Origin of the sequence: Acinetobacter sp. YH12045 (assembly GCF_013419925.1) — a bacterium.
Classification (GTDB): Bacteria; Pseudomonadota; Gammaproteobacteria; order Pseudomonadales; family Moraxellaceae; genus Acinetobacter; species Acinetobacter amyesii.
Window position 1 is genome coordinate 211,577 of the sequence record NZ_VOZE01000003.1, and the last position, 12,652, is coordinate 224,228.

Sequence of the window (12,652 nt, forward strand, 5' to 3'; positions counted from 1 at the left end):
AATTTTAACCTGCTACATTTTTGCAGCCGTATTTACCAATCATTTCCATGCCCTATTGCTCACAATACCAACAATAATAAATTTGGATACATTTTCATCGAATAAAAACTGACTGATTAATTCACAACTTTTTAGGCTTTCTGAAGTTATCCACAATGTTATCTATAAGCACTCTTTTTCGACTTTGCTATGCTATGCCCTTGTCGGATAAGGCATATATAACAAAGAAAAAAAATAGGGATTTTTTGAGATGGATTTCTGCCAGAAAAGTTCAAAGCATTTAGTAAAATGTCAATATTGATATACCCTGAATTTTCCCGTATCTTGTGTTCAATAAATTTTTAAACCACTAGGTCTTGTGTTTAAACCTCAAACACTGTGGCATAAAAATTGCCCAGTTCAAACGGTCCTAACATAAAAATAGATGACAAATGGAGCTATGCTAGCATGAGCGTAACGAATTCAACCCCTGGTCAAATTCAGGTGATTAAACGCACCGGTGACGTTGCACCTTTTGATGCAGAAAAAATCTCTGTGGCGATTGGTAAAGCGTTCTTGGCCGTTGAAGGCCAGCAAAGCGCTGACTCCAGCCGTATTCATGACCGTATCTCTCAATTAACTGAGATGGTATTGAATACCTTTAACCGTCGTTTACCTTCTGGCGGTACCATTCATATTGAAGAAATTCAGGATCAGGTTGAACTTGCGCTTATGCGTACAGGTGAGCAAAAAGTTGCTCGCTCTTACGTGATTTACCGCGAACAACGTGCCGAAGCTCGTAAACAAACTGGTGCTCACCACCACCCTACTTTACAAGTGACAGGTTCAAACGGTCAGCTTAAACCGCTTGATCTTGGCGCACTTGAGGCAAATATTGTTAAAGCAGCTGAAGGTTTAGAAGGCATCGATGTTCGAGCGATTATCGATGAGACTGTAAAAAACCTTTATAACGGCGTAAAAGAGTCAGACATCTCAACGACCATGATGATGGCTACTCGTACACGTATCGAACAAGAACCAAACTATACATATGTGACTGCGCGTTTATTGCGTAACGACCTTGTTGCTACAGGGTTAGAGTTCTTAGGTTTAGATACTGACACGAATGAAGGCGACGCTTTAGAAACTTTCTTGAAGAAAGGTATCGAGCTTGATCTTCTTTCTCCAGAACTACTTAACTTTGACCTTGCAAAATTGGCTGCTGCGATTCAACCAGAACGCTCAAACCAATTTACTTATTTAGGTCTACAAACCTTATTTGACCGTTACTTCATCCACTCAGATGGTGTACGTTTCGAATTACCACAATTATTCTTCATGCGTGTTTCAATGGGTCTTTCATTGAACGAAGCAAACCGTGAAGAACGTGCAATCGAATTCTATAACTTATTGTCTAGCTTCGATTACATGGCGTCTACGCCTACTCTATTTAACTCTGGTACTTTACGTCCACAGTTATCTAGCTGTTACTTAACAACGATTTCAGATGACCTTTACAACATTTATGGCGCAATGCGTGATAACGCAATGTTGTCTAAATGGGCGGGTGGTTTAGGTAATGACTGGACGCCAGTTCGTGCGCTTAACTCGTACATCAAAGGTACAAATGGTAAGTCACAAGGTGTTGTACCGTTCCTTAAAGTTGCCAACGATACTGCTGTTGCTGTCAACCAAGGTGGTAAACGTAAAGGTGCAGTATGTGCATACCTTGAAACTTGGCACTTGGACATCGAAGAATTCCTAGAACTTCGTAAGAACACAGGTGATGACCGTCGTCGTACACACGACATGAACACAGCGAACTGGGTTCCTGATTTGTTTATGCAACGTGTATTCGAAGATGCTGAATGGACTCTGTTCACACCATCTGAAACACCTGATTTGCATGACCTAACAGGTGCAGAATTTGCTGAACGCTATGCTTACTATGAAGGCATTGCGAAAGAAACCAACATGCTACATAAGAAAGTCCGTGCGAAAGACTTATGGCGCAAAATGTTGTCTATGTTGTTTGAAACTGGTCACCCTTGGATCACATTCAAAGACGTATGTAACTTACGTTCACCACAACAACACGTTGGTGTAGTTCACTCTTCTAACTTGTGTACAGAAATTACGCTGAACACTAACGAAGATGAAATCGCAGTATGTAACTTAGGTTCAATCAACCTTGTACAACACGTGCAAGGCGGTGTGTTAGATCGTGAAAAGCTTGCTCGTACAGTTAAAACTGCTGTTCGAATGCTCGATAACGTGATTGACATCAACTACTACGCTGTTCCTCAAGCTCGTAACTCAAACTTGAAACACCGTCCAGTGGGTATGGGTATCATGGGCTTCCAAGATGCTTTATACGAAATGAAATTGGCTTATGGTTCTGATGCTGCGGTTGAGTTCGCTGATGAATCTATGGAAGTGATTTCTTACTACGCAATCCAAACATCTAGCGACTTGGCACTTGAACGTGGTACTTACGAGACATTTAAAGGTTCACTTTGGGATCAAGGTATCTTGCCAATTGACTCTTTAGATATCGTACAAAAAGCACGTCCTGACCGTATGTTCGAAGTTGACCGTACAACACGTTTGGACTGGGATACTTTACGTACTAAAGTTCAAAAAGACGGTATGCGTAACTCAAACGTGATGGCGATTGCACCGACTGCAACCATTTCGAACATTTGTGGCGTGTCTCAATCAATCGAACCAACTTTCCAAAACTTGTATGTGAAATCTAACCTTTCTGGTGAATTCACAGTGATCAACCCGTACCTAGTACGTGCGTTAAAAGATCGCGGTCTTTGGGACTCTGTAATGGTAAATGACCTGAAACACTTCGAAGGTTCGGTACAAAAAATTGCACGTATTCCTGAAGAGCTTAAAGCAATCTTCGCGACTGCGTTCGAAGTTGAACCACGTTGGATTGTTGATGCTGCATCACGTCGTCAAAAATGGATCGATCAAGCTCAGTCTCTTAACCTTTACATCTCTGGTGCAAACGGTAAGAAACTAGATATGACTTACAAAATGGCGTGGTTACGTGGTCTTAAGACGACTTATTACCTACGTGCATTGGGTGCAACATCTGCTGAAAAATCGACCATTAACACTGGTGCATTAAACGCAGTGAAACCAACAACAGTTGCAGCACCTGTTGCTGCAGTTGCAAAAGAAGAACCTAAAGCTGAAGCTCCTGCTGAAGAAGAAGGTTTTGGTCAAGCAGCGCCAGTACCAATGGCATGTTCAATTGACAACCCTGATTGTGAGGCTTGTCAGTAATCTGACAGGTTTTAAAATCCTCCCCAGCCCTCCTTTAATAAAGGAGGGAGATTCCTCGAAGCAAATGACGGGATGTAAGTCCCCCTTTGCAAAGGGGGATTTAGGGGGATTAAAAAATTTAAGCAATAAAAAAGCCCTCTACAGGCCGATCAAAACTCGTAGAAGGCTTTTAATCTCGATGTGATACCAAGATGGTCACAAAGAGGCTGGCATCGGAAAATGCGTGAACGAATTGTATCACCGATTCAAGAAGCGAGCCAGTACGAGTCATCTTGATTTTGTATCAATGAGGTACTGAGTCATGGCTAATAAAGCTGCTCGTAGTGCTATCACAGGTCAATATGTAACTTTGGAATATGCTAAAAAGCATCCAAAAACTACTGTTGTTGAAACTGTGAAGCCAGTTAAATCATCTAAAAAATGATTTTAATTTGATTCTTAGTCTCATCTAAGAATCAGCAATAGAAACAAAGGACTCCACCATGCCACATATGACGCATAACTATCAGTTAGGGTTAATTGCCTTGGTGGTTTCCTTTATTTTGACTTTTTATGTCCCAATCGCCTATTTCTGGTTTAAGGCATATAAAACGCGTAATCAAAATAAGTAGTGGGGATATTTGCTCTACCGAACAAATTTAGAGCAATGATCGACAAAACTTGATTTTGCTTACTCAAATTGAGCGTATAGTAGGACATCTCAGCGCGACTGGATGTCTATAAAAGATATAAAGCAACGTAGAGAGAATTGATATGTCTATCCTAAGTTGGGACGATTTCGAAGATGATGAACCGAAACAAGCTGCACAAGCTCACCAGCCTGCGCCCGTCGAACCGAAGAAAACGACTGATTCGCAAGTGGTATCTAATGCACAGCACTCATCGCCGAATTTGGCAGCTGCACAACCCGCTCGAACCAGTACAAATCGACCAACAGATCCAACCGATCCGTTGGCAAGAGCATCTAACGCTCTAGAAAATCTAGACGTTGCACCTGGCTTAGAAGAGCTAGAAATGGGTGCTCAGCGTGTTCAAGTTGACGATAAAGCGATGATCAACTGCCGCGCTGACTTAAACCAACTTGTACCGTTCAAATACGAATGGGCTTGGCAAAAATATCTAGACGGTTGTGCAAACCACTGGATGCCGCAAGAAGTGAACATGAACCATGACATCGCACTTTGGAAGTCTGAAAATGGCTTAACCGAAGATGAGCGTACCATTGTTATGCGTTCTTTAGGTTTCTTCTCGACTGCGGATTCATTGGTTGCGAACAACTTGGTTCTTGCAATCTACCGTCACATCACCAACCCTGAATGCCGTCAGTACATCTTACGTCAATCATTTGAAGAAGCGATTCACACGCACGCTTACCAATACTGTATCGAATCTTTAGGTATGGACGAAGGCGAAGTCTTCAACATGTACCGTGAAATTCCTTCAGTGGCTCGTAAAGCAGCTTGGGGTCTGAAATATACACAATCTTTAAGTGATCCTACGTTCAAAACAGGTACACCTGAAAACGACCAAATCTTGCTTCGCAACTTGATCGCGTTCTACTGCGTACTTGAAGGTATCTTCTTCTACTGTGGTTTCAGCCAAATCTTGTCTATGGGTCGTCGTAACAAGATGAATGGTGTTGCTGAGCAATTCCAATACATCTTACGTGATGAATCTATGCACTTGAACTTTGGTATCGACATGATCAACCAAATCAAGATCGAGAACCCTCACCTATGGACTGCTGAGTTCCAAGAAGAAATCATTCAAATGATTCTTGAAGGTACAATGCTTGAAATCGAATATGCACGTGACACTATGCCACGCGGTGTATTGGGTATGAATGCAGGCATGATGGAAGAATACTTGAAGTTCATCTGTAACCGTCGTTTAAGCCAATTGGGCTTACCTGAACAATTTGCTGGTGTGAATAACCCATTCCAGTGGATGTCTGAAATGATGGACTTACGTAAAGAGAAGAACTTCTTTGAAACTCGCGTAACGGATTACCAAACTGGTGGTGCGTTAAGCTGGTAATTGATAAATATTTAAACCCTCTTCGGAGGGTTTATTTTTTGAGAATAAAGCATGGAAATAATAATAAATACAACAACAAAAGAAAATTCATTGATTTATAGGTCGTGGATATGCGTCATTATTATGGGGCTTCTTTTCGGCATGTATTACCTGTTCATACAACGCTTTTACCTACTCATTATCGCAATCATCATTACGCTTCCAGTAACACTCATTGCTGCAACAAGAACTTGTCATCACTGCTATTTTAGAGCACTAACGTTTAATATCTTGGTCATATTCAGCATATGCTTTTACCCCCTTATCATTTTTAATCATACAATTTCGATTATCTTCATAAGCTACTGTTTAATTGATGGATATCTTGTACAAAAGAAAATAAAAACGCTGCTCAAACAACCTAATTTTATGCAGTCGATCCCTACAGTAATTTCCAATAGAGACCAATTCAGTCTTGACCATGAATTGATCCACGGGAGAATATGGCAACGAAAATATCACCTGCCTTTACTCTATTTAGTAATTTTATTCACTATTCCATTGGCTTTTCTATCGAGATTAGAAAACAGCTATTTTCTTTACGTACCTGTTAGCTTATTTCTCTCCTTTTTCATTTGGGAGTACACCATTAAGAGATATATTTATTTTTCTTATTTGTTCAAATCACACCTTCCTCACATTCAAACTACACAATAGACAAGCTAAAAATAACTGTCGTTATGAAGATTACGGACGAATACCATCATCAAACCAAGGTCATAGTCCCTTCATCGCAGACGGAACCATGACAATAAACCTTCATTTTAAATAGCATTTTGTAAACATCAACCTCAATGCATATACCACTGCCATCGCAAATATTGCATAACCCGCAGGAGTAATAAACAACGGAATACATAAAACAATCACCACGGTTAAAGGATATAAAAGTTTTCTAAAGCCACTTTGATGATGCAATTCATGGAGTAAATATAAACTTGTCGTATAAATCACGAGGCTGATCGCCACAAAGTAGCTTTCTTTCTCAGAACTAATCAGCGCCTCATGCGAAACTACATCAACTGCGGCAGCTAAACCTGCACCAATCGCCGCGATACTAATAAAGACAAAGAAATGTCCATACCCCCAAGTAAATGCCATTTTTCGGCTATTTAAACGCTCTGCAATACTGGTATCAAAATAAGACCACCACATGGTGAACATCATCATCAGGCCGCCTACCATCAAAAAGATCAGTTCAGTACTAAAACGCTGATTTGTTAATGCATCGGTTATGGCAATCGAGCATCCGACAATAGATTCGCCTAAAACGATAATGGTGAGCAGTGAATATCGCTCAGCAATATGATGCGCATGCCAAGGTGTACGGCTTGCAGCCTCTGCAAAAACTGGCACAGACAGTTCAGCAATTGCGAGCAAAATGAAAAGATAAACGGTGAAATGCAGCGGCGAAAAATGAAAGAGCAGCCACCCGACTTGTACCAGTATGATGCCAAAAGCATAACGTAATGCAGTTTTCCGACGGGACAGATCATGCTTTGCAACGCGAAACCACTGCGTAACTAAGCCTAGACGCATAATGGCATAACCAATCACAATTACGTCAAAATCCTGCTTTTGAAAAGCGCTTGGAATACCAGCAGCAATGACCAAAGAGCCAATAATCTGAACAAAAGTTAAGATTCGATAGAGCGCATCATCATTATCATATGCCGAGGCAAACCAACTAAAGTTCATCCACGCCCACCATAAAGCAAAAAACACCATGCCATACAGCGTTAAACCCTGAGCTAAATGATTTTCAACAATGGCATGATGCAGTTGCTGCCCTGCTGTTGCGATCGCAACGACAAAGATCAAGTCAAAAAGCAATTCTAAAGAGGTCGCGACACGATGATGCTCATGTGGATCACGTGGGTGCAAAGGTTTGAGCCACTGACTAGGGAATAAAAATGATTTGGACATAGCATTCAGCTTTATTGTTTTCTGTCTGAATTTTTTCAAAAGCCTGAAATAGTTACAAGGTCGATTACATAAATCAGATGAGATACAGTTTTCTAGAAAAGGGATAATGGCTTTAAAAACCTACTTAAGCTTTAGATATTTCAATCGTGGAAGTTAAAAATTCAAAGTGACAAAACTGCGAAAGACGTTAAAAAAAAACTCGATAGATCGATGTGTTTTTTATATCTCAGCTATATTTTTCTCTAAATTTTAATGACATACTGCTAGCCACTAAAAACAATAATGAAACCTAAAAGTGATGTTAAAAGAAAAATTAGCGTCTTTTCCTGACGCAGTTTGGGTACAGATCCATTATGATCAAATGCAAGTTTTAACGCGTGATCATCAAATTGTAGCTGAACAAAACTGCCCTCTGGCGTTTATAGAACGCGGAAGTTTTGTCCGAAACTATCATGTTGCAGAACAGTGCTTCAACCAACTCATACAACAGATCCACTTCAAGTGGTATGAGTTTGGACAACCGGTTATTTTTATTCAGTTAAAAGAACGCTTAAGTGAAGAAGTCAGCGCACTCGAGCTACAAGCCATTCAAGAAATGGCACTAAGCGCAAATGCACATTTTGTATTTGTTTACGACAAACATGGTATCGCACTCGAAGCAGAAACCATCAAAAATGATGAGTCACCTTTGCTCAAATGGTTTTTCTGTGGGCTGATTTTTCTGATTTTGCTGATTATCTTTAAATAATCAGCATCATTCATTAGGTTCGGTGCAACTACGACACTTTCTGCTGCTGCAATTGCTCAATACTCGAAATCAAATCGTTAAAACGATCAATCACCAAAGCCGGTGCAGCCGTTTGAATTTCTTCTGCGCTACCATAACCATAGCTCACAGCAATACTCGGCACAGCATTACGGCGTGCGCCTAAAATATCGTACTCACGGTCTCCCACCATCACACATTCCTTCGCATCCAACTGTTCTTGCTGCAAAATGTATTCAATTAAATCGCCTTTGTTGGTGCGCTCACCGTTCAGTTCACTGCCATAGATCACAGTAAAATATTGTGCCAAATCAAAATGTTCTAAAATTTGGCGAATTTTGACTAAAATTTAAACCTTATCTAGTACAACCCTTTAAATTTTATATAAGTTATTACATTAAAATCTCGTTTGTTTTTAACTACAGAAACCTCACCCCAACTAAGATTCCAATAATTTTCATTATTTTTTTCAGTGGGAAAAGTAGAAAATTCTTTCTCATAAAATAATTTTAACAAATCAAACTCTCTATCTAATTTCTCATTGGATACATTATCCCAATCAACTTGAGTAACTGGACCATCTATCCAATGTAATAAAGCTTCTGTTAATTCATTTTTTGACGTTTCAAAAAAAATATTAAATTTAAAATCATGTATTAAAATTTCAATTAAAGACTGATAAACCACATGATTTAATTTAGAAACCCTTATCTTTTTCAACATATTTTCTGAACTTAACTTTTTAAAAATATTTTTTATCTCTTTAAGATCATTAATTTGTATATTACTATTACTCATTAGCTAGCCCTATATTAAGTTAATCCAGAAATATTTTTTTTCTTTAAAGCTGACCGATTTGATGGCGTAATATAATACTGCGTTCCTCCCCCAGTTCCATAATCCTTATTAGCTAATGCCTTAGCACGCCCTACACAAATATCTTTAGTAACGATAAACTCACGTACCTTTGTCCGTGCATCACGAGGAAAGCGATCAGGTGCTATCCCTTTATGCCCAACCTGAACGAGATCGTGGTATTTTATAGCAGACCCATTAGCTTGACTCAACGTCGATACATCTGCAAAAAACCACCAGGTTTTGCCCCATATGGTGCAAGAGTATAAAGTTTCGTTCCCTTTGGTAAAACTATATTTTCCCATTTATCTTGTTGATCATAAGGTTTCTGACTCTGAAAATACCTTGCACCCTGTGATGGATTTGCTGTTTTACACGGATTACTATCAGGACAAGGTTGTTTTTGTGTAGTTCCCTGATTACGTCCTTTTCCACTACCTCTTCCTTTAGAACCTTTTCCTTTTGCTAAACCTCTCGGATCTACCCATTCAACAGGGTTTGGTGCATAAGCATAAACATTATGACCACCCAAAAGTCCAATCGGGTCTTTAGAAATAAATCGCCCTACATCAGGTGAATAATACCGATGGCGGTTATAGTGTAGCCCTGTTTCCTCATCAAAATACTGACCTTGAAAACGAATTATGATCAAATGCAAGTTTTAACGCGTGATCATCAAATTGTAGCCGAACAAAACTGCCCTTTAGCTTTTATAGAACGCGGAAGTTTTGTCCGAAACTATCATGTTGCAGAACAGTACTTCAACCAACTCATACAACAGATCCACTTCAAGTGGTATGAGTTTGGACAGCCGGTTATTTTTATTCAGTTAAAAGAACGCTTAAGTGAAGAAGTCAGCGTACTCGAGCTACAAGCCATTCAAGAAATGGCTCTAAGCGCAAATGCACATTTTGTATTTGTCTACGATAAACATGGCATCGCACTCGAAGCAGAAACCATCCAAAATGATGAGTCTCCTTTGCTCAAATGGTTTTTCTGTGGGGTGATCTTGCTCATTTTGCTGATTATCTTTAAATAATCAGCTTCATTCGCAAGGGTAAATCAAACTACGATACTTTCTGCTGCTGCAATTGCTCAATACTCGAAATCAAATCGTTAAAACGATCAATCACCAGTGCCGGTGCAGCCGTTTGAATTTCTTCTGCACTACCATAACCATAGCTCACAGCAATACTTGCCACTGCATTACGGCGTGCGCCTAAAATATCGTACTCACGGTCTCCCACCATCACACATTCTTTTGCATCTAACTGTTCTTGCTGCAAGATGTATTCAATTAAATCGCCTTTGTTGGTGCGCTCGCCATTTAGTTCACTGCCATAGATCACAGTAAAATATTTTGCCAAATCAAAATGTTCTAAAATTTGGCGGGCATAGACCGTCGGCTTTGCTGTAGCGACGTACAAGTGAAAGCCCTGCTGTTGTAAAGTTGCTAGAGTTTCAGCAACGGCAGGATAGACTTTATTTTCAAATAAACCGGTAACGGCAAAACGCTCGCGATAACCTAGTAAAGCCTGATCTGCAAGTACATTATGCACATCGACATTGAGGATTTTGGCCAAAGAGGCTTTCAAAGGTGGTCCAATGATCCAATCGATATTAGTCTCATCCGAAATGGGATGTCCAATTTTCGCCAGTCCATAGCGTGCTGAAGTGGTAATGCCTACTTTTGGATCTGTTAATGTTCCATCGAGATCGATCAATATATTCTTAATCACAGCTTTTACCTTATCCATTCACTTCTGCAAAAATACTATCGAGTGTTCGCTCAAAGTTGCCTATACTATCGTAAATTTTGTGTAATAAGGACATCATTGTGCGCCCTACTGTACTGTGCTTTTCAGGTCTTGACCCTTCAGGTGGTGCAGGACTGCAAGCGGACATTGAAGCCATTGGTCAAAGTGGTGCACATGCTGCCATTGCGTGTACAGCATTAACCGTTCAAAACTCACAACAAGTGTATTCGTTTGAAGCAACCTCTCGCGAGTTATTGTTGGCTCAAGCACATGCTGTCGTCGGCGATCTCCCTATTCGCTGTGTAAAATCAGGAATGCTAGGAACGACTGAAAATATCGCGGCTCTCGCTGAGTTTTTACGTGAACATCCCGAATATCATTATGTTCTCGACCCCGTTTTAGTTGCCAATAGTGGTGGTTCTTTGGGCGATCAAGCAACGTTGGTCAAAGCCTTTGCGGAATTGATTCCGCTTGCCACTGTGCTTACACCTAATACCGTAGAATTACGCGCACTCACAGGTGAAGACGACATATCTAAAGCTACAGCAAAACTTTTTGCGATGGGCGCTCAAGCGGTATTAGTAAAAGGTGGCCATGAAAATACGCCAGACTATATCCAAAACTCGTTGTACATTCAGGGTGAATTAGTTTCTGAAACCCGTTGTCCACGACTAGATGGGGAATATCACGGCTCAGGCTGCTCATTGGCGAGTTTTATAGCTGGGCGGTTAGCCTTGGGTGATGAGCTCAAAGCGGCTGTTCATCATGCCGAAACATGGCTATTTGGTGTGTTGAAAATCGCTGAATCACCTGTTGCGGGCGGACAAAAAATTCCAAAACGTTTTTAGTATTGTTGGTTATTCATGTTAAGCCGATAAAAACTACTTTATATGATTTAAAAGCCCTGTATATCAGGGCTTTTTGTAATTAAGAGTCGAGTTGAACCCAATATACTAAGGTTGGAATTTCCCATGCACCGCCAGCAAATCCTTTGCACTGTGTGGTTTTTGCCATATAAGTTTGGATAAAGCGCTGACCGTTCCACGACCATTCCCCTTTACTTTGACAATCACCAATGCCTCGTCCACGTTGGTTGGAGAAAATTTGTCCTTCACTAAACCCACTTCCAGAAAAGGTCACGGATTGTTTGATTTGCTTTAAGTTACGATCCATCAGCCAATAGCCATTGCCACTGTTATATGCCCCACGCCAACATGGCACTTCGACCAAGGCATTTTTTCCATTGATTGGAAACACCACGACTCGATCATCCTCTAAGAAATTTGCATCAAAGAGTTGAGGACAATCTTCCACTATGGTTTTTTTCTTTATCAATCCAAATAATTGTTTGGCTGTGGGCGCATTGACGGCATACCGCGTTTGTAAGCCCTTACTGTAATTTTGAATATACACTTTTGGAATACTTTTCGGTTTGAGTACATTGGCCGAACTGCTATTGGCTTTACGCAATAATGCCGAATTTGTCCCTATGCGCTTTTGAAAATCATCCATACGGAGTAATACGGCGCTTGCGCCCTGCACGGACAATAACCATGTTTTGTTGTTGCCTTTCCACACAATTGGTTGGTTGGCTTGTAAGGCTTGAATCAGTTTTTGAGTTTGAGCTGCACTTAACTGACCTTCCGCAGTTTTGGCATCAAGCTGCACAGTTCCCTGATTTTTACCTAAAGTGTAAAGTTGAAGTGGTTTATTTGCCGCACTTAACGTTTCAGGATCGAGTTTCACTCGTGCGCTGACTTGCGCTTGTGCGCCCGCAGCACGTTGTAATAACACAGAAATAGCGGGTTGATTGCCCTCCGCTTGATAACCTGCAATGCGACACGTCCCCGTATTATCACAAGCGATTTCCCAATCTTTATGTGAAAAATAGTTTCCTTGAATTTGAGCAAAACTCACACTACAACCCAATGCAGCAACATAGCCCAATAGAAGTTGCCAGATGACATTATTTTTGTTCATGTCTTTGGCTCGA

12 protein-coding genes and 2 pseudogenes are annotated in these 12,652 nt (G+C 40.5%); 7 read left to right on the forward strand and 7 right to left on the reverse strand.

The genetic code is table 11. The features are described from left to right. Positions 1-447 precede the first annotated feature (447 nt). The 4 genes from FTU02_RS06075 (at position 448) to FTU02_RS06080 (ending at position 5,316) form a co-directional block, all read left to right on the forward strand. Positions 448-3,279, forward strand: coding sequence for a ribonucleoside-diphosphate reductase subunit alpha (locus FTU02_RS06075; protein WP_180156322.1), 2,832 nt, complete (start codon positions 448-450; stop codon positions 3,277-3,279). Between the two features lie 301 nt (positions 3,280-3,580). Next, on the forward strand, positions 3,581-3,703 hold the full coding sequence (locus FTU02_RS16330) for a hypothetical protein (protein ID WP_257232759.1): 123 nt from the start codon (positions 3,581-3,583) through the stop codon (positions 3,701-3,703). Positions 3,704-3,761: 58 nt separating this feature from the next. Then, positions 3,762-3,890, forward strand: a complete 129-nt coding sequence (locus tag FTU02_RS16335; RefSeq protein WP_257232760.1) for a hypothetical protein — start codon at positions 3,762-3,764, stop codon at positions 3,888-3,890. 142 nt (positions 3,891-4,032) lie between these two features. Next, complete coding sequence (locus FTU02_RS06080) at positions 4,033-5,316, forward strand: ribonucleotide-diphosphate reductase subunit beta (RefSeq protein ID WP_180156324.1); 1,284 nt, start codon at positions 4,033-4,035, stop codon at positions 5,314-5,316. Between the two features lie 798 nt (positions 5,317-6,114). On the opposite strand, the gene FTU02_RS06085 is transcribed toward FTU02_RS06080, so the two are convergent. Further along, positions 6,115-7,281, reverse strand: coding sequence for a low temperature requirement protein A (locus tag FTU02_RS06085; RefSeq protein WP_180156326.1), 1,167 nt, complete (start codon positions 7,279-7,281; stop codon positions 6,115-6,117). A gap of 295 nt (positions 7,282-7,576) precedes the next feature. Between FTU02_RS06085 and FTU02_RS06090 the strand changes: the two genes are divergently transcribed. Further along, positions 7,577-8,029 (forward strand): hypothetical protein, encoded by a 453-nt coding sequence (locus FTU02_RS06090; protein WP_180021346.1) that lies wholly within the window; start codon positions 7,577-7,579, stop codon positions 8,027-8,029. A gap of 28 nt (positions 8,030-8,057) precedes the next feature. On the opposite strand, the pseudogene FTU02_RS06095 reads toward FTU02_RS06090, so the two are convergent. From FTU02_RS06095 to FTU02_RS16495, 4 genes and pseudogenes are all read right to left on the reverse strand, one after another. After that, positions 8,058-8,393, reverse strand: a pseudogene (locus tag FTU02_RS06095) (HAD-IA family hydrolase); the annotation flags it as partial. Between the two features lie 14 nt (positions 8,394-8,407). Continuing rightward, positions 8,408-8,845 (reverse strand): hypothetical protein, encoded by a 438-nt coding sequence (locus FTU02_RS06100; RefSeq protein ID WP_180156328.1) that lies wholly within the window; start codon positions 8,843-8,845, stop codon positions 8,408-8,410. Positions 8,846-8,859: 14 nt separating this feature from the next. Further along, positions 8,860-9,114 carry a hypothetical protein gene (locus FTU02_RS06105; RefSeq protein WP_180156330.1) on the reverse strand — a complete coding sequence of 85 codons (255 nt, stop codon included), beginning with the start codon at positions 9,112-9,114 and terminating at the stop codon, positions 8,860-8,862. 248 nt (positions 9,115-9,362) lie between these two features. Beyond that, a pseudogene (locus FTU02_RS16495) lies at positions 9,363-9,545 on the reverse strand (RHS repeat-associated core domain-containing protein); the annotation flags it as partial. 9 nt (positions 9,546-9,554) lie between these two features. On the opposite strand from FTU02_RS16495, the gene FTU02_RS06115 reads away from it, so the two are divergent. Further along, on the forward strand, positions 9,555-9,941 hold the full coding sequence (locus tag FTU02_RS06115; protein ID WP_180156332.1) for a hypothetical protein: 387 nt from the start codon (positions 9,555-9,557) through the stop codon (positions 9,939-9,941). A gap of 28 nt (positions 9,942-9,969) precedes the next feature. Here the strand turns inward: FTU02_RS06115 and FTU02_RS06120 are convergent, their stop codons facing one another. Next, positions 9,970-10,641, reverse strand: a complete 672-nt coding sequence (locus FTU02_RS06120; RefSeq protein ID WP_180156408.1) for an HAD-IA family hydrolase — start codon at positions 10,639-10,641, stop codon at positions 9,970-9,972. Between the two features lie 98 nt (positions 10,642-10,739). On the opposite strand from FTU02_RS06120, the gene FTU02_RS06125 reads away from it, so the two are divergent. Beyond that, entirely contained in the window at positions 10,740-11,507 is a 768-nt protein-coding gene (locus FTU02_RS06125; RefSeq protein WP_180126149.1) for a hydroxymethylpyrimidine/phosphomethylpyrimidine kinase, read from the forward strand. Positions 11,508-11,586: 79 nt separating this feature from the next. On the opposite strand, the gene FTU02_RS06130 is transcribed toward FTU02_RS06125, so the two are convergent. After that, positions 11,587-12,639 (reverse strand): DUF1176 domain-containing protein, encoded by a 1,053-nt coding sequence (locus FTU02_RS06130; protein WP_180156334.1) that lies wholly within the window; start codon positions 12,637-12,639, stop codon positions 11,587-11,589. Positions 12,640-12,652: the final 13 nt, after the last annotated feature.